14 protein-coding genes and 1 tRNA gene are annotated in these 16,509 nt (G+C 69.0%); 6 read left to right on the top strand and 9 right to left on the bottom strand.

All coding sequences use genetic code 11. From position 1 onward, the window contains the following. Position 1: 1 nt before the first annotated feature. Together ACLNGM_RS19290 and ACLNGM_RS19285 are read right to left on the bottom strand one after the other, a co-directional pair. Positions 2-1,537: a sugar ABC transporter ATP-binding protein gene (locus ACLNGM_RS19290; protein ID WP_416356172.1), complete on the bottom strand. Its 1,536-nt coding sequence runs from the start codon at positions 1,535-1,537 to the stop codon at positions 2-4. After that, complete coding sequence (locus ACLNGM_RS19285; protein ID WP_416356171.1) at positions 1,534-2,187, bottom strand: DUF2291 family protein; 654 nt, start codon at positions 2,185-2,187, stop codon at positions 1,534-1,536. Before ACLNGM_RS19285 ends, ACLNGM_RS19290 begins: the two co-directional genes overlap by 4 nt. Before the next feature lie 268 nt (positions 2,188-2,455). On the opposite strand from ACLNGM_RS19285, the gene ACLNGM_RS19280 reads away from it, so the two are divergent. The 4 genes from ACLNGM_RS19280 to ACLNGM_RS19265 are packed head-to-tail and all read left to right on the top strand — an operon-like array spanning position 2,456 to position 7,585. Next, entirely contained in the window at positions 2,456-3,454 is a 999-nt protein-coding gene (locus tag ACLNGM_RS19280) for a sugar-binding transcriptional regulator (protein WP_416356170.1), read from the top strand. Between the two features lie 42 nt (positions 3,455-3,496). Then, positions 3,497-5,122, top strand: coding sequence for an FGGY-family carbohydrate kinase (locus ACLNGM_RS19275; protein WP_416356169.1), 1,626 nt, complete (start codon positions 3,497-3,499; stop codon positions 5,120-5,122). A gap of 4 nt (positions 5,123-5,126) precedes the next feature. Then, positions 5,127-6,641 carry a glycerol-3-phosphate dehydrogenase gene (locus ACLNGM_RS19270; protein ID WP_416356168.1) on the top strand — a complete coding sequence of 505 codons (1,515 nt, stop codon included), beginning with the start codon at positions 5,127-5,129 and terminating at the stop codon, positions 6,639-6,641. A gap of 11 nt (positions 6,642-6,652) precedes the next feature. After that, entirely contained in the window at positions 6,653-7,585 is a 933-nt protein-coding gene (locus ACLNGM_RS19265; RefSeq protein WP_416356167.1) for a sugar phosphate isomerase/epimerase family protein, read from the top strand. 43 nt (positions 7,586-7,628) lie between these two features. Here ACLNGM_RS19265 and ACLNGM_RS19260 read toward each other — a convergent pair whose 3' ends face one another. The 7 genes from ACLNGM_RS19260 to ACLNGM_RS19230 all read right to left on the bottom strand — a co-directional run bounded on the left by ACLNGM_RS19260 (position 7,629) and on the right by ACLNGM_RS19230 (position 13,988). Then, a complete protein-coding gene (locus ACLNGM_RS19260; RefSeq protein ID WP_090958663.1) occupies positions 7,629-8,669 on the bottom strand; it encodes an ABC transporter substrate-binding protein in 1,041 nt (346 codons plus the stop codon). Positions 8,670-8,713: 44 nt separating this feature from the next. Then, positions 8,714-9,502 carry an ABC transporter permease gene (locus tag ACLNGM_RS19255; RefSeq protein ID WP_061935186.1) on the bottom strand — a complete coding sequence of 263 codons (789 nt, stop codon included), beginning with the start codon at positions 9,500-9,502 and terminating at the stop codon, positions 8,714-8,716. Then, complete coding sequence (locus tag ACLNGM_RS19250) at positions 9,499-10,359, bottom strand: ABC transporter ATP-binding protein (RefSeq protein WP_090959157.1); 861 nt, start codon at positions 10,357-10,359, stop codon at positions 9,499-9,501. The genes ACLNGM_RS19255 and ACLNGM_RS19250 overlap by 4 nt, the downstream gene beginning before the upstream one ends. A 167-nt stretch (positions 10,360-10,526) precedes the next feature. Next, complete coding sequence (locus tag ACLNGM_RS19245) at positions 10,527-11,456, bottom strand: hydroxymethylglutaryl-CoA lyase (protein ID WP_416356166.1); 930 nt, start codon at positions 11,454-11,456, stop codon at positions 10,527-10,529. Continuing rightward, positions 11,453-12,700 carry a CaiB/BaiF CoA transferase family protein gene (locus tag ACLNGM_RS19240; RefSeq protein ID WP_416356165.1) on the bottom strand — a complete coding sequence of 416 codons (1,248 nt, stop codon included), beginning with the start codon at positions 12,698-12,700 and terminating at the stop codon, positions 11,453-11,455. Before ACLNGM_RS19240 ends, ACLNGM_RS19245 begins: the two co-directional genes overlap by 4 nt. A 76-nt stretch (positions 12,701-12,776) precedes the next feature. After that, positions 12,777-13,709, bottom strand: coding sequence for a LysR family transcriptional regulator (locus ACLNGM_RS19235; RefSeq protein WP_416356164.1), 933 nt, complete (start codon positions 13,707-13,709; stop codon positions 12,777-12,779). Between the two features lie 205 nt (positions 13,710-13,914). Continuing rightward, positions 13,915-13,988: transfer RNA gene (locus ACLNGM_RS19230), tRNA-Gln, on the bottom strand. 517 nt (positions 13,989-14,505) lie between these two features. Between ACLNGM_RS19230 and ACLNGM_RS19225 the strand changes: the two genes are divergently transcribed. Next, positions 14,506-15,759, top strand: a complete 1,254-nt coding sequence (locus tag ACLNGM_RS19225) for a Ppx/GppA phosphatase family protein (RefSeq protein ID WP_416358494.1) — start codon at positions 14,506-14,508, stop codon at positions 15,757-15,759. Continuing rightward, on the top strand, positions 15,759-16,508 hold the full coding sequence (locus tag ACLNGM_RS19220) for an RlmE family RNA methyltransferase (protein ID WP_416356163.1): 750 nt from the start codon (positions 15,759-15,761) through the stop codon (positions 16,506-16,508). Before ACLNGM_RS19225 ends, ACLNGM_RS19220 begins: the two co-directional genes overlap by 1 nt. The last annotated feature ends 1 nt before the right edge of the window (position 16,509 follow it).

Genomic DNA, 16,509 nt, shown 5'->3' with positions numbered 1-16,509 from the left:
TTCAGTGCGTCACGGCTTCGCCGGAGGCGGCCATGATCTCTTCCTTGGTGGCATCGGCGCCGAACTCGGCCGAGATCCGGCCGCGGTGCATGACGATGATGCGGTGGGCGACGGCGAGGCATTCGCCGACCTCGGACGTCGAGTAGACGACGGCGAGGCCCTTGCGCGCGCCCTCGGCGAGGAGCTTGAAGACCTCGGACTTGGCGCCGATGTCGATGCCGCGGCTCGGTTCGTCTAGGAGGACGACGGTCGGGTCGGTCGCCAGCATCTTGCCGATGACGACCTTCTGCTGGTTTCCGCCGGACAGCGAGCCGATCGGGGCACCGCCGCCGTCGGTCTTGATGTGGACGCCCCGGATCGCCTCCGAAACGATCTCGCGCTCTCGCCGCTTCGAGGTGAAGAGACCCCGCGTGAAGGAGCCGATCGAGGCGAGCGACAGGTTTTCGCCGACGCTCATCGTCTGGACGAGGCCGTCGCGCTGGCGGTCTTCCGGCACGAGCACGAGGCCGCGCGCGATGCGCTGGGCGATCGAGAGCCCGGACAGGTCGTCGCCTTCCAGAAGGACGCGCCCGCCGCTCGGGCGCAGGCGGCCGGCGACGGTCTCCATCATCTCGGTGCGACCCGCACCCATCAGGCCGTAGATGCAGACGATCTCACCGGCCCGCACCTCCAGCGAGACATTGTCGACCACCGAGCGGTCGGGCCGGGCGGCGTCGGGGACGCTGAGGCCCTCGATGCTGAGCGCGACCTTGCCGAACGCGTAGCCGGACGGGGGCGAACCGAGGTCGTAGTTGTCGCCCACCATGTTGCGGACGATCCATTCGAGGTCGATGTCGGAGCGCGGCGCATAGGCCGTCATCGTGCCGTCGCGCAGCACCACCGCGTGGTCGGTGATCTCCAGCGCTTCCTCGAGATGGTGCGAGATGTAGACGATCGAGACCCCGCGGCTCTTCAGGTCGCCGATGACCTTGAACAGGACCTCGACCTCGGTCGCGCTCAGCGCCGAGGTCGGCTCGTCCATGATGAGGATGCGCGATTTCACCGACAGGGCGCGCGCGATCTCGACGATCTGCTGCTGCCCGAGGCGCAGGTCCTCGACCGGGGTGAGGGGATCGATGTCCTCCTCGAGTTCCTCCATCAGGAGGCGCGTGATGCGCTCTTCTTCCGCGAAATCGACGCCCCCCGCGGGGCCGACGATCTCGCGGCCCATGAAGATGTTGTCGCGCACCGAAAGGTTGGGCGCGAGCGACAGTTCCTGGTGGATGATCGAGATGCCGCCGCGATCGCGCGCGTCGGTCGACGAGGAGAAGGTGACGGGCTCGCCTTCCAGCACGATCTCGCCCGAGGTCGGCTTCACGACGCCTGACAGGATCTTCATCAGCGTCGACTTGCCGGCGCCGTTCTCCCCGAACAGCGTCGTCACCTTGCCCTTGTGGACATCGAAGTTGACGCCCTTCAGCGCGTGGACGTTGCCGTAGGACTTGGCGACGTTGCGCGCCGAAAGCACCACGTCGTCGCGGGACCCGGCCAGGCTCATTGGACGCTCATGGCGACCGGCGTCACCAGCCAGTTCTTTGGATTGATGAGGCGGAACACGCCGGTGATCGTCACCGTCTTGCCGGTGAGGGCCGCGTTGTCGATCCCCGCCAGCACGTCCTTCTTCATCTGGTCGTTGATGGCCGCGCCGGCGTTCTGGTACTCGATCTGGTTCTTGAACTGGCCGAAGGCGATCGTGCCCGTCGCGTCGCGAAGGTCGGTGCCGTTGATCGCCGGGCCGGTCTGGACGCGCACCGTGGTCTCAGGCGGCATGCCGGCGACCGCGATCTTGTAGAGACCGGACTTGCCCTCGCCGACGGTGCCCGTGAACTTCACCGGGAAGACCGGGCCTGTTCCGCCGGATATGCCGTATTTCTGCGTCGCCGCGGCCTTGTCCGCGCCGAGCTCGGCGGCGAGCTGCGCGGCATCGACCGCCCGCGACTCGACGCTGGAGCGGATCTCGGGAAAGGCCTTGGCACCGAAGGTCGCGGGCGAGAACACCTCGGCCTGGACGTCGTGCTCCCCGCCGATAGTCACGATGCGTGTGTCATAGGCCATGGCTGCGACCACCACGAGCGCCACCACCGTGCCGATCACGACGCCGCGCGATCGGGTCGGGCGACGCGGCGCCCGTTCAGCCTGCAGGGTCATCGAACGCTCCTTGTCTCGGACGGCGCAGCGGGGTGTGACACATGCGAAACGGGGGCGCGCAAGGGCAAGGACCGATCGTTGATCGGCAGCCGATGCGGGCACCTTGTCCCCAGTCGCATGCGTGAACCCTCCCGTCGCCGTGTCGCCTCCGGGTCTCCATCTCCGGAAGCCGGGCCGACCCTTCGGTGACCCTTGGCATGGGGGAAATTATTGACACTCGGCGAACGAATGCAATAGTTTTCTCACATTGCAAAATTTTGCAGTGCAGATGGGGAGCCTGGGAGGGCCGGTGCGCACGTCGACCAAGCGCGACTCCGACGAAAGCCTTGCGATCCGTGCGGCATGGCTTCATTACGCAGCCGGAATGACACAGGGCGAGGTGGCGCAGAAGCTCGGCGTGTCGTCCACCAAGGCGCACCGGCTGATCGCCTGGGCCTATCAGAACGGTGCGGTGAAGGTGTCGGTGGTCGGCGGCGTCGCCGAGTGCGTGGCGCTGGAGGATGCGATTCGCGACGCGTTCGACCTTGCGCATTGCGAGGTCGTGCCGGATCTCCACGAGGAGGACGGCATGCCGCTGCGCGCGCTTGGCGGCGCCGGGGCGAGCTTTCTGGAGCGCGAGATCGAATCGGCCGAGGGCGGCGTGCTCGGCATCGGCTTCGGCCGCACGCTCGCCGCCGCCGTGACGGCGATGACGCCGACGGGATCCGGCGCCATGCGCTTCGTTTCGCTGATGGGCGGCCTCACGCGCAACTTCGCGGCCAACCCGCACGACGTCATCCATCGGCTGGCCGAGCGCACCGGCGCGCTCGCCTATGTCATGCCGATCCCTTTCGTCGCCAATTCTCCCGCCGACCTCGATGTCCTCCTGTCGCAGCGCGGGGTCGGCGAGATCTTCCGGCTCGCCTGCCACGCCGACCTGATGTTGATGGGCATCGGTACGGCGCAGCTCGACGCGCAGCTCGTCGGCTCCGGCATGATCCTGCCCGACGAGATCGACGAGGTTCGCCGAAGCGGTGGCGTCGGCGAGATGCTGGGCCACTTTCTCGACGAGGACGGCGCGCCGGTCGAGACGCCGCTGTCGGGGCGCACCGTCTCGCCGGCGCTCGACGACATTCGCGGCCGGCGGGCGGTGGCGATCGCGGGCGGACCGGGCAAGGTCGCGGCGATCCGCGCGGTCCTGCGCAGCGGCGTCCTGACGGGATTGATCACAGACGAGCGCACCGCGCGGGCGCTGATGCGCGACCAGGGGGAAAGGGTCGCCGGATGAGGAGACAAGCGATGGCGGAAGCGAACGACAGGAGCGGTCTCGATGGCTGAGGGCGCGGACGTCCTGATCGGCATCGATGCCGGCACGTCGGTGATCAAGGCCGTGGCCTTCGATCTCGCCGGCCGGCAGCTCGGCACCGCGGCGGTGGTCAACACCTATCGCGAGGAGCCGGACGGGTCCGCCGTCCAGTCGATGGAGCGGACCTGGGCGGACTGCGCCAAGGCGCTGCGCGAGCTCGGGCAGGTCGTGGACGGCCTCGCGCGCTGCACCGCGGCCGTCTCGGTCACGGGCCAAGGCGACGGAACGTGGCTTGTCGGCGCCGGCAACCGGCCCGTCGGCGACGCCTGGCTCTGGCTCGATGCCCGGTCGGCCTCGACCGTGCGGCGCCTCTGGGACGGTCCGCTCGAGCGCACCCGCTTCGAGCGCACCGGCACCGGCCTCAACACCTGCCAGCAGGGCGCGCAGCTTGCCCATATGGCAACCGTCCATCCCGACCTGATCGGGCAGGCCGAGGTCGCGTTCCATTGCAAAGACTGGCTGCACCTCTGCCTTACCGGCGTGCGCGCGACCGATCCGTCTGAGGCGAGCTTCACTTTCGGCGACTTCCGCAGCCGCGCCTACGACGACACGGTGATCGAGGCGCTCGGCCTCTCCCGCCGCCGCCATCTCCTGCCGCCGATCCTCGACGGCACCATGACGACGCATCCGCTGACGCGCGAGGCAGCCGAGGCGACGGGTCTTCTAGAAGGCACACCGGTCTCGCTCGGCTATGTCGACATGGTGATGACGGCACTCGGGGCCGGCGTCTACGCCCGCGAGCCCGGCGTCGCCTGCTCGACGGTCGGCTCCACCGGCGTCCACATGCGCGCGGTCCGCTCGGACGACGTGTTCCTGAACGCGGAAGGGACGGGCTACGTCATCGCGCTGCCGATCCCGGGCGTGGTCACGCAGGTCCAGACCAACATGGCCGCGACCCTCAACATCGACTGGGTGCTCGGAACCGCCGCCGATCTCGTCGCCGAGTTCGGCGAGCGCCCTTCCAAAACCGATCTCGTCGGCCGGATCGAGGGCTGGCTCGCCCGTTCCGAGCCGGGCGCGATCCTCTACCACCCCTACATCTCGGCCGGCGAGCGCGGCCCCTTCATCGACCCGGACGCCCGCGCCGGCTTCATCGGCCTGTCGAGCGGCCACCGCTATCCCGACCTCGTGCGGGCCGTGGTGGAGGGCATCGCGATGGCCGCGCGCGACTGCTACGCCGCGATGGGCGACATGCCGCGCGAGCTTCGCCTCACCGGCGGGGCTGCACGTTCGCGCGCGCTGCGCTCGGTGCTGGCGGCGACGACGGGCGCCAGCGTGCGCACCTCCTCGCGCGACGAGGCGGGGGCGGCGGGCGCCGCGATGATGGCCGCCGTCGCGATCAAGGCCTTTCCGACGATGGACGCCTGTATCGAGACCTGGGTGACGCCGCTGCTCGGGCCGGCCGAGGCGCCCGATGCCCGGCTCGCCGAGCGCTATGCCGGCGTCTTCGAGGGCTACCGCACGGCGCGGCAGGGCCTCGCGCCAGTCTGGAACCACATGGCGGCGCTGCGCTCGCGCGACGTTCGCCTCGATGCGGGTGCCGAGCCCGCCGAACTGGCGATCGCCGCCGGCAACGAGACAGGGAACTGACGCGATGAGCGAGACGAAGACGGTCGACGTGCTGGTGGTCGGTGGCGGCATCAACGGGGTCGGCATCGCGCGCGATGCGGCGGGGCGCGGCCTGTCCGTCGTCCTGTGCGAGAAGGACGATCTGGCGGAGGGCACGTCCTCGCGCTCCGGCAAGCTCGTTCACGGCGGCCTGCGCTACCTCGAATATTACGAGTTCCGTCTGGTGCGCGAAGCGCTGATCGAGCGCGAGGTGCTGCTTCGCTCCGCCAGCCACATCATCTGGCCGATGCGCTTCGTCCTGCCCCATTCGCCGGAGGACCGGCCGGCCTGGCTCGTGCGTCTCGGCCTCTTCCTCTACGATCATCTCGGCGGTCGCAAGAAACTGCCGGGCACGCGCACACTCGACATGCTGCGCGACCCGGAAGGCGCGCCGATCCTCGACAAGTACCCGAAGGGCTTCGAGTATTCCGACTGCTGGGTGGACGACGCCCGCCTCGTGACCCTCAATGCCGTGGATGCCGCCGAGCGAGGCGCCGAGGTGCTGACGCGCACCGCCTGCACCAGCGCCCGGCGCGAGGGCGACGTCTGGGCGGTCGAGCTGCGTGATGAGACGACCGGCGAGACGCGCCGCCTTCGGGCCCGCTGCATCGTCAACGCCGCCGGCCCATGGGTCAACGACATGGTCGGTCGCGTCGCGGGCCGCAACTCGCGGCGCAACGTACGTCTCGTGAAGGGCAGCCACATCATCGTGCCGAAGTTCTGGCGCGGCGAGCATGCCTATCTCGTGCAGAACACCGACAAGCGCGTGATCTTCATCAACCCCTACGAGGGCGACAAGGCGCTGATCGGCACCACCGACATCGCCTACGAGGGGCGCGCCGAGGACGTGAAGGCCGACGAGAGCGAGATCGCCTACCTGCTGGCCGCGGTGAACCGCTACTTCAAGGAGAAGCTGCGGCGCGAGGACGTCTTAGAGACGTTCTCCGGCGTGCGCCCGCTCTTCGACGACGGCAAGGGCAACCCGTCGGCGGTCACGCGCGACTACTCGTTCGACCTCGACGAGGACGGCGGCGCGCCGATGCTCAACATCTACGGCGGCAAGATCACCACCTTCCGCGAGCTCGCCGAGCACGCGATCGAGAAGCTGGCCAAGTTTTTCCCCACGATGGGCAAGGCCTGGACCGGCAATTCGACCCTACCGGGCGGCGACATCGAGGACGCCGACTTCATTCAGTTCTGCGAGACGATGCGCACGCGCTATCCGTGGATGGGCCGCGAGATGATCCACCGCTTCGGCCGCCTCTACGGTACGCGGATGCAGGCGATCGTCGGGTCGGCGACCTCGGCCGAGGGGCTCGGACGCCGCTTCGGGCGTCGCCTCTTCGAGGCCGAGGTGCGCTACCTCGTCGCCCACGAGTGGGCCGAGCGGCCACAGGATATCCTCTGGCGCCGCACCAAGGAGGGCCTGCACATGACGCCGGCCGAGCGCGCCGAATTCACCGAATGGTTCGAGAGCGCCGCGCTGCGCCGCGCCGCCTGAAGGAACGTTTCATGCCCTTGACGCTCTCGCTGAACACCAACCCGCTGGTGAACCGCTTCGCCGATCCCGACGACCTGATCGACGCGGTCGCGCGGGACCTGAAGATCCGCGACCTCCAGCTGACGCACGAGTTCATCAATCCGTCGTGGCCGGCGCCCGTGGTCCGACGCCTGACGCGTCAGATGGAGGCCGCCCTCCAGCGCACCGGCGTGCGGGTGACGAGCGGCATGACAGGCCCCTACGGCCGGCTCAACCATTTCGGCCATCCCGACCGCGACGTGCGGCGCTACTATGTCGACTGGTTCAAGACCTTCGCCGACATCACCGGTGATCTCGGCGGCACTTCGGTCGGCACGCAGTTCGCGATCTTCACCTATCGCGACTTCGACGATGCGGCACGGCGTGAGGAGCTGATCCGGATCGCCGTGGACTGCTGGGCGGAGGTCGCCGAGCACGCGAAGGCGGCCGGCCTCGCTTACGTCTTCTGGGAGCCGATGAGCATCGGCCGCGAGTTCGGCGAGACGATCGCCGAATGCATGAAGCTGCAGGACCGGCTGAAGGCGGCAGACATGGCTGTGCCGATGTGGATGATGGCCGACATCGATCATGGCGACGTGACGAGCGAGAACCCCGACGACTTCGACCCCTATGCCTGGGCGCGCGCGGTGCCCGAGGTCTCGCCGATCATCCACATCAAGCAGAGCCTGATGGACAAGGGCGGCCACCGTCCCTTCACGGCGGAGTTCAACGCGCGCGGGCGCATCCAGCCCGAGCCGCTGCTCGCCGCCTTCGCGGAAGGGGGCGCGACGGACAACGAAATCTGCCTCGAACTGTCGTTCAAGGAGCGCGAGCCCAACGACCGGCAGGTGATCGAGCAGATCGCCGAATCGGTCGCCTTCTGGGCCCCCCACATCGACACGGGCGCGGCGGACCTGCGGGTCTGAGTTGCGTGAGCGCTCCCCGGAGGAACCGGGGAGCGCCCGGGCGTCAGCCCTTGGCCGCCGCGACGAAGCGTGGATCGAAGGTCTGCGCGAAGGTGAGATCGGCGCTGCCGAACTCGTCCGGCTCCAACGTCTTCAGCATCGACAGCATCGACTGGAAGCCGTCCTCGGTGATGACGCCGTCGGGCGAGTACATCGGCCGCGCCTTCTCGAAGGCGGTCTTGTAGAACTCGCGATCGCCGAAAAGGTAGTCCTCCGGCACGGAGTCCGCAACCTGATCGGGCGTTGCGGTCTGCAGCCAGGCGAGCGACTTGAGGAACGCGTTGACGATCCGCTGCGTCGTCACCGGGTTGGCTTCCACGAAGTCGTGACGCAGGTAGACGGTGGCGGCCGGGTTGGTGCCGCCGAAGAGCTCGCGCGTGCCTTCCTCGGTGCGGGTGTCGATGAGAGGCACGATGTCGCCGTCCACCTCGAGCCGCGAGGTCACGGGGTCGAGGTGCGAGAGGCCGGCGATCTCGCCGCGCTTGACGGCCGCGACGGCACTCGTGCCGCCACCGATGCCCACGAGCGACACGTCGTCCGGCTTCAGGCCCGCCTTCACCAGCGCGTATTGCAGCATCAGCGCCGTCGACGATCCGGGCGCCGTGACGCCCATGGCGCGGCCCTTGAGATCGGCGATCGTCTTGATCTCGTCCTTCAGGGCCGAGCGTACCGCGATGGTGATGCCGGGGAAGCGTCCTAGATCGGCGACGGCTCGGATGTCCTGGCCGCGATGCTGCATGCGCAGCGTGTGCTCGTAGGCGCCCGTCACGACGTCGACCGACCCGCCGACCAGCGCCTGGAGCGACTTCGCCCCGCCGCCGAAGTCGTTGATCGCGACGGTGAGGCCCTCCTCTTCGAAGAAGCCCTGTCGCTCGGCGATGGTCAGGGGCAGGTAGTAGAGGAGCGGCTTGCCGCCGACGCCGAGCGTCAGCGACGGCTTCTCGATCGCGGCCGCCGTACCTTGCGCGAAAGCGGGCAGGCGGGCGGACAGGGCGGCGAGGGCGGCAAGGCTGCCGCCAGCCATGAGGAAGTCTCTGCGTTTCATGTGAAAGGGCCCCTCCCAAGGCCGTGGTTCGATGGGTCGTTCGGTTAGGCGGTCGCGACCTGCGCCTGCGGGCGCCAGACCAGAAGGCGGTCCTCGACCAACGTGACCACGGCGTCGATCACCAGGACGAAGGCCATGAGAACGAACATGCCGGCGAAGACGCCGGTGACGTCGAAGACGCCCTCCGCCTGCTGGATGAGGTAGCCGAGCCCCGCCGAGGAACCGAGATACTCGCCGACCACCGCTCCGACGACCGCAAAGCCGACGGCCGTGTGCAGCGACGAGAACATCCAGCTGAGGGCGGAGGGCAGGTAGACGTGGCGCAAGAGCTGGCGTTCGGTCATGCCGAGCATGCGCGCGTTGGAGAGGACCGTCTGGTTCACCTCCTTCACGCCTTGGTAGACGTTGAAGAAGACGATGAAGAAGACGAGCGTGACGCCGAGCGCCACCTTGGACCAGATGCCGAGCCCCAGCCACAAGGCGAAGATCGGCGCCAGCACCACGCGGGGCAGGGCGTTGGCCGCCTTGACGTAGGGGTCGAAGACCATCGCGAGCAGGGGCTTGCGGGCGAACCAGAAGCCGATCGCGACGCCGCCGAGCGAGCCGATCGCGAAGGCCAGCATGGATTCGGCCAGCGTGATGCCGAGGTGGTACCAGATCGAGCCGGAGACGAACCACTCGACGATCCGCTCGCCGACATCGATCGGTGTGGCGAAGAAGAACTTCGCGTTCGCCGGATTGCCGAACAGGCTCGTCGCCGTGAACAGGTGCCAGATCACCAGCACGACCACCGCGACGGAAACCTGGAGAAGGATGAGAACCGGCCTCGTCATGCGGGCAGCCCGTTGGTCTGGCGATAGCCCTTCACGACCTCTTCCTTAAGGGCGTTCCAGATCTCGCGATGAATGTCGTGGAAGAGCGGGTCGAGGCGCACGTCGGCGATCTCGCGCGGGCGTGCGATCGGGATGACGTAGTCGCCGATGATGCGCGCGCGCGGACCGGCCGACATGATCACCACCCGGTCGGACAGGGCGATCGCCTCTTCGAGATCGTGGGTGACGAACATCACCGCCTTGCGCTCTGCCGACCACAGGTCGAGGAGGAGGCCGCCCATGATCACGCGCGTCTGCGCGTCGAGCGGCCCGAAGGGCTCGTCCATCAGGAGGATCCGCGGGTTGCGAATGAGGACCTGCGCCAGGCCGACGCGCTTGCGCTGGCCGCCCGAGAGCATGTGCGGGTAGCGGTCGCCGAAGGCCGAGAGGCCGACGCGCGCCAGCCATTCGCGAGCGCGATCCTCGGCTTCGCGCCTCGGCGTGCCGGCGATGGTCAAGGGGATCGACACGTTGTCGAGCACCGTCTTCCACGGCATCAGCGAGTCCTGCTGGAAGAGGTATCCGGCCTTGTCGTTGAGGCCGGACAGCTCCTCGCCGAAGATGCGCACGCTGCCGGCCGAGGGCTTGAGAAGGCCGGCCGCAGCGTTCAGGAGCGTGGACTTGCCGCAGCCCGTCGGGCCCACCACGGCGACGAACTCGCCCTCGCGCACCACGAGGTCGGTCGGGGCCACGGCCTCGAAGCGGCCGCCATTGGCGAGGCGGAAGGCGATTTCGACACCCGACAGGCCGATCGCCTGCTCGGCTGCGGGCGCAACCTGCGTCGGCGCGGCCTGTGCCGGCTGCACCACCGTCAGCATGAGGGCCTGCCTCGGTGCGAAGACGGCATCCGCCCCCGTCCGGCGCCAGGCGCTTCGTTCGTTGTCATCGGCGTCCTCCCCGACGTCGTTGGTCCTCAAGACTAGATGATGCCCGGGGCCCCGTAACATGCGTTAGGCCGCAACGGGTGTTTCCCATTCGCGAACGCTCAAGACCCGCAGAGTTCCGGCCGCGAACGAAGGGCGTCTCGGACGCGCCCGCCGGCCTGGGCGCCCGGCAGGCGCGCGGCATCTTCCGCGACCGTCCGCAGCGCCTCGATGTCGATGCCGGTGGAGACGCCCATCCGCTCGAACATCCAGGCGACATCCTCGCTTGCGGTGTTGCCGGTCGCGCCCGGCGCGAAGGGGCAGCCGCCAAGGCCGCCCGCCGCCGCGTCGAACACCCGCACGCCCTCCTCGTAGGCCGCAAAGATGTTGGCAAGGCCGAGCCCGTAGGTGTCGTGCCCGTGCATCGCCCAATATCGCACGTCGGCAAACCGGGCCATCGCCTCGCCGAACACGCGGCGCACCTGATCGGGCACCGCCCGGCCCGTCGTGTCGCACAGGCAGATCTCGGCGTCGGGACGCGCGGGAACGAGGCGTTCCAGAAGGGTCATCACATCCGCCGCCTCGACGCGGCCGTCGAACGGGCAGTCGAACGTTGTGGCGAGGCTGAGGCGCAGGGGCGTCCCCGCCGGCACGCTCGACGCGAAACGCTCGTAGTCGGCGGCCGATTCCGTGGGCGTGCGGCGTACGTTGTTGCGGTTGTGCGCCGCCGACACCGACAGGACGTAGGCCACCATCGGCGCCCCGGCCGCCAGCGCATCATGGCCCCGCCGTTCCGTGGGAACGAGGAGCTGCGGCAGGAGGGTGCCCTCGCCGCGCACCCCATGGAGCACCGCCGGCGTGTCGGCCATCTGCGGCACCGCCGACGCGCTGACGAAGGAGCCGATCTCGATCCGCCGCAGGCCCGCCGCATGGAGGCGGCGCACGAAGTCGATCTTGGTGGCGGTCTCGATGAACGGCCCGATCGGCTGAAAGCCGTCGCGCGGGGCGACCTCGACGATCTCGACGTCGGTGCGGCGATCAAGCGGGCTCATCGTACGACACCTTCCTCGCGCAGCGACCGGATTTCGGCCTCCGCGAAGCCCGCTTCGCCAAGGATCTCGTCGGTATGGGCGCCGATCGCGGGGCCGGTCCAGCGGATCGAGCCCGGCGCTTGCGGCACGTGCGGCACGATGCCGGCGTGGAGTACGCGGCCGATCTGCGGATCGTCGAGCTCCCGCACCATGCCGCGCGCGCGATACTGCGGGTCGGCCGCGATGTCGGCGGCATTGAAGCAGAGGGTCGAGGGGATGTCGGCTTCGGTGAGAATGCGGTCGGCCTCCGCCGCATCGAAACCGCGCGACCAGTCCGCGATGATCGCGTCGAGCGTCGCCACGTTGCGCAGGCGGCCGGGATTGGCGGAGAAGTCCGGGTCGTCGGCCAGTTCCGGTCGCCCGATCACGCGGGCAAGGCGGCGGAACAGCGGGTCGGAGTTCGCCGCGATCAGGAGCCACTTCCCGTCACGAGTCGGATAGGCGTTGGTCGGCGCGGCGGTCTTGATGCGCGAGCCCTGCGGCTCACGGATGGTGCCGAAGACGCCGTATTCGGGCAGCGTGCCCTCCATCATCGACAGCATTGCCTCGGTCAGCGCGACGTCGAGCGTGAACGGTCCCGGCGTGCCGCCGGAGCGATCGCGCTGCCAGAGCGCCGCCATCACGCCGAACGCGGCATAGAGCCCGGCAATCGAATCGCCGATCGAGATGCCGACGCGCGAGGGCGGCAGGTCGGTCTCCTCCGGCGGATGATTGGTAAGATAACGCAAGCCCCCCATCGCCTCGCCGATCACGCCGAACGAGGCACGGTCGCGATAGGGCCCGTCCTGTCCGAAGCCCGAGATGCGCGAGATCACGAGACTGGGCCGCGCCTCGCGCAGCGCGGCTTCCGACAGTCCAAGCTTGTCGAGTTGGCCCGGCCGGAAGTTCTCGACGAGGGCATCGGCACCCTTTGCCAGCCGCAGCACCACGGCGCGCGCGCCGGGATGCTTGAGGTCGAGCGCGATGCAGCGCTTGTTGCGCGCGTGCATGGACCACCAGGGCGACCGGCCGTTGGCCTGCTCGCCCCATTGCCGCACCGGATCGCCGCCGGGCGGCTCGATCTTCACGACGTCGGCGCCGAGATCGGCAAGGAGGCGCGTGGCGAACGGGGCCGCCACGAAGTGTCCGAGCTCGAGGATGCGAAGGCCCGCAAGAGGCCCCTCGGCAGCCCTTGCTGCCGCCGCCGCTTCATTCCAGGTGTCCATGCCCGCCTCCCGCCGTGCAGTCGTCGTCGGCGGCGATTGAAGGGCGAGGCAGGCCCAAGGGTCCAGTCGTCTCCGGTCAACCCTCGTTCGCGGGTGGCGAACCTTCGGGGCGGAGGAGATGCTCGCGCAGGAGGCGTGTCGCCTCCGGTAGGCCGGCGGGATCGCGCGAGACGAGCTTCAGCTCGCGATGCGCCCAGCGATCCGTCAGCGGGATCGCGACGAGGTCCATACCGCGTGCGACGACCGCGAAGGCCCGGTCCGGGATCAGGCCGACGCCGAGCCCGCTTTCCACCATGCGCAGCACCGCGTCGAAGCCCGGCACGTGGATGCGCAGCTTCACGTCGCGCGCGGCGTGCGCGGCCTCCACCGCCGACCGGCGATAGATCGCGCTGTCCTGATGAAGTCCGATATGCTCGTAGTCGAGGGTATCGAGGAAGCCGACGCGCTCGCGCTCGGCGAGCGGGTGGTCACGCCGCACGGCCAGCACCAGCCGATCGCGGCGGTAGGGGGCGGCCGTGAGATCGCGGCTGTCGATGCTGGAAACGCAGAGCCCGATGTCGCCGACACCCTCCTCGATCCCCTTCACCACGGCGTAGCTCGTCCGCTCCTCCAGTTCGATGCGCACGCGCCCGTTGGCCCGGTAGAAGTCCGACAGGTCGTCGGGCAGGAATTCGACGATCGAGGAAATGTTGGCGAGGATCCGCACGTGCCCGAGGAGCCCCTGGGCGTGGTCGGCCAGTTCCGCACCCATCTTGTCGACCGAGCGCAGGATCGAGCGCGCATGATGAAGCAGCGTGTCGCCGGAGGCCGTCGGGGTCATCCCGCGGGCATGGCGCAGGAACAGTTCGGTGCCGAGCGTCGCTTCAAGTTCAGCAAGGCGTTTCGACAGGGCGGACGGCGCGATCCCCGCGCGCTCCGCCGCCCGCGTCAGGTGTTCCTCCTCGCACACGGTCACGAAAAGCTGGAGGGTAACGAGATCGACGCGCCGGACGAGGGAGGAAGGGATCATGGCTCGGTTGGAATATCCCTCTGCATTCCTCCCTTTTCTGCGCCGGGAGGCAGCAGGGCAAGAGCGGTCGCGAAATTCCGGCTGTGCCGGCAACTCGCGTCCCCACGTGCGTAAAGACCCGCAGGACCAATGTGCCGAGCCCACGGTCTGCGAGCGTAAGGAAACGCCCAAGTCTGCAGGGTGGAGGCTATCGAATGATGGAAGCTGGCTGGGGAACCTGGATTCGAACCAAGACTAGCGGAGTCAGAGTCCGCTGTTCTACCCTTAAACTATTCCCCAGCATGGGCCGCTTGCGCGGCGGAAGCGGTGGTCTCGGTGACCCTCGTTCCGTGAGCGGTCAGATAGGCGATTTGCGACCGGGCGTCAACCGCTTTGCGAAGCTGGCGTGACGCCCGCTCCCTTTGAGGCGAAAGCATGGTGGGTGCGCGGGTTTCGTGGGATGAACAGGGTTGCGCCTTGTGCATTGTGGCCGGTCGGCTACACTCCGGGCAACGACATTGGCCCTCTTCGGGCCTTGGAGCGCCTTCGTGGCCGGCTCCGGAGACAACTTGTGATCCATGACCAGCATCAAGGCCGAACACCCGCAAGGCATCTAGACAGCGATCTTTCGGCCGTTCTCGGTCAGCCCGCGGGCGACAGCCCGAAGAAGGAGGCCGTTGCGCCGCCGGCCCGGCGCGCGGAGCCGGGCGCGCGCAAGGAGAACGATCCGAAGGACGGGCAGAAGCTCTCGAAGCGTCAGCGCCGCCGTCGGCGCAAGGGGCCGTCGGTGTCGGGCGTCGACCACGCGGCGCGCGCGCTGCATGACTTGCCGCCGAACCTCAGCGCCAAGCTGACCGAGGCCGAGCGGGCGCTCGCCGCGCGAAGCGGAGCGGAGCCCGCGCCGCCCGTCGCCAAGTCGCGTCGGCGTCGCCGCGGGCGCGGGCGGGGCGGCGCGACCCCAACGGTCGCCGCACCTGCGCATGCACCGGCGATCTCGCCAGACGGGCCGCGTCCCGCTCTGCAGCGCCGTCCCGACCGCGTGGACGCCGATCCTGCCCGCATGCCCGCCTATGCCGCGCTGGATCTCGGCACCAACAACTGCCGCCTCCTGATCGCGACGCCGACGCGTCCCGGGCAGTTCCGGGTGATCGATGCGTTCTCGCGGATCGTCCGGCTCGGCGAAGGGCTCGGGCGCACGGGGAGCCTTGCGGCCGGCGCGATGGACCGCGCGGTCGCGGCGCTTGAGATCTGCAGCCAGAAGCTGTCCGCGCGCGAGATTTCCGGCGCGCGGCTGATCGCGACGGAAGCCTGCCGCTCGGCGGCCAACGGGGCGGAGTTCATCGAGCGTGTCCAGCGCGATACCGGCCTCGCGCTGGAGATCGTCTCGCGCGAGACCGAGGCGCGGCTCGCCGTGTCCGGCTGCGGCTCGCTGGTCGACCGCTCGGCCAAGGGCGCGGTGCTCTTCGACATCGGCGGCGGCTCCACCGAGATCGCGCTTCTCGATCTTCGGCGTGGCGCCAGCCGGCGGCTGTCGAACCACATCGTCGCCTGGACCTCGCTGCCGGTCGGCGTTGTGACGCTCGCCGAGCGCCATGGCGGACGCGACGTGCCGCCCGAGGTCTTCGAGCGGATGATCCGCGAGGTCGAGGAGATGATCTCGAAGTTCCCCGGCGCGGGGAAGCTCGGCGATCTCGTGGGCGGCGAGGGGTTTCACCTTCTCGGCACGTCCGGCACGGTCACGACGCTGGCCGGCGTGCAGCTCGAGCTGGAGCGCTATGATCGCCGCCAGGTGGACGGGCTCTGGCTGGCGTCCGCCGACATCGACAGGCTTGTCGGCAAGATCGCCGGCTGGAGCTTCGAGGAGCGCGTCGCCAATCCCTGCATCGGCTCGGAGCGCGCCGACCTCGTGCTGGCGGGCTGTGCGATCCTCGAGGCGATCCGCCGGGTTTGGCCGGCCCGCACCCTTCGCGTCGCCGACCGCGGACTGCGCGAGGGTCTTCTGACGGAAATGATGGTGGCCGACGGCGTCTGGCGGCGCCCGGCACCGACGAATGCAAGGCAGACGGTCTGATGGCGAGTTCGGGACGGGGTGACGACCGGGGCCTGGCGGTTCGGGTCAAGAAGAAGCGCGGCCTCAAGGCTTCCTCGCGAGAGTGGCTGCAGCGTCAGCTGAACGACCCGTATGTCCGCCGATCCAAGATCGACGGCTACCGCTCGCGCGCGGCCTACAAGCTCACCGAGATCGACGACCGCTACAAGCTCCTCCAGAAGGGCATGCGGATCGTGGACCTCGGGGCCGCCCCCGGCGGCTGGTGCCAGATCGCGGTGGAGCGCACCGCCAACACGCCGGAGGAGGCGCATGTCGTCGGCATCGACTACCTGCCGGTCGATCCGATCCAGGGCGCGACGATCCTCGAGCTCGACTTCCTCGACGAGACGGCGCCCGGCCGACTGATCGAGGCGCTCGGCGGCGACCCGGACATCGTCATGTCCGACATGGCCGCGCCGACGACCGGCCATCGGCGCACCGACCACTTGCGCACGATGCACCTGTGCGAGGTCGCGGCGGACTTCGCGGTGCGCACCTTGAAGCCCGGCGGCCATTTCCTGACCAAGACCTTCCAGGGTGGCACCGAGGGCGAGCTCCTCGCCATGCTGAAGAAGAACTTCCGCACGGTCCATCACGTGAAGCCGCCGGCCTCGCGCGAAGGGTCGGTCGAGCTCTACCTTCTGGCCAAGGGCTTCAAGGGCCGACGCGCCGAGACGGACGGGCAGGCCGAGGCGGTCGAGGACGACAGCGAGGCCGGCCCGCTTGGCTGAC

Source organism: Aureimonas phyllosphaerae (assembly GCF_047943035.1).
GTDB classification, from domain to species: Bacteria; Pseudomonadota; Alphaproteobacteria; order Rhizobiales; family Rhizobiaceae; genus Aureimonas; species Aureimonas phyllosphaerae.
The sequence above is the reverse complement of the archived record's forward strand: the minus strand, read 5'-3'. Positions and strand labels throughout refer to the sequence as shown.

Bases quoted from the DNA above. Each gene is read 5' to 3' on its own strand.
- ACLNGM_RS19290 (WP_416356172.1), bottom strand. From the start codon at position 1,537: ATGAGCCTGGCCGGGTCCCGCGACGACGTGGTGCTTTCGGCGCGCAAC.
- ACLNGM_RS19285 (WP_416356171.1), bottom strand. From the start codon at position 2,187: ATGACCCTGCAGGCTGAACGGGCGCCGCGTCGCCCGACCCGATCGCGC.
- ACLNGM_RS19280 (WP_416356170.1), top strand. From the start codon at position 2,456: ATGGGGAGCCTGGGAGGGCCGGTGCGCACGTCGACCAAGCGCGACTCC.
- ACLNGM_RS19275 (WP_416356169.1), top strand. From the start codon at position 3,497: ATGGCTGAGGGCGCGGACGTCCTGATCGGCATCGATGCCGGCACGTCG.
- ACLNGM_RS19270 (WP_416356168.1), top strand. From the start codon at position 5,127: ATGAGCGAGACGAAGACGGTCGACGTGCTGGTGGTCGGTGGCGGCATC.
- ACLNGM_RS19265 (WP_416356167.1), top strand. From the start codon at position 6,653: ATGCCCTTGACGCTCTCGCTGAACACCAACCCGCTGGTGAACCGCTTC.
- ACLNGM_RS19260 (WP_090958663.1), bottom strand. From the start codon at position 8,669: ATGAAACGCAGAGACTTCCTCATGGCTGGCGGCAGCCTTGCCGCCCTC.
- ACLNGM_RS19255 (WP_061935186.1), bottom strand. From the start codon at position 9,502: ATGACGAGGCCGGTTCTCATCCTTCTCCAGGTTTCCGTCGCGGTGGTC.
- ACLNGM_RS19250 (WP_090959157.1), bottom strand. From the start codon at position 10,359: ATGCTGACGGTGGTGCAGCCGGCACAGGCCGCGCCGACGCAGGTTGCG.
- ACLNGM_RS19245 (WP_416356166.1), bottom strand. From the start codon at position 11,456: ATGAGCCCGCTTGATCGCCGCACCGACGTCGAGATCGTCGAGGTCGCC.
- ACLNGM_RS19240 (WP_416356165.1), bottom strand. From the start codon at position 12,700: ATGGACACCTGGAATGAAGCGGCGGCGGCAGCAAGGGCTGCCGAGGGG.
- ACLNGM_RS19235 (WP_416356164.1), bottom strand. From the start codon at position 13,709: ATGATCCCTTCCTCCCTCGTCCGGCGCGTCGATCTCGTTACCCTCCAG.
- ACLNGM_RS19220 (WP_416356163.1), top strand. From the start codon at position 15,759: ATGGCGAGTTCGGGACGGGGTGACGACCGGGGCCTGGCGGTTCGGGTC.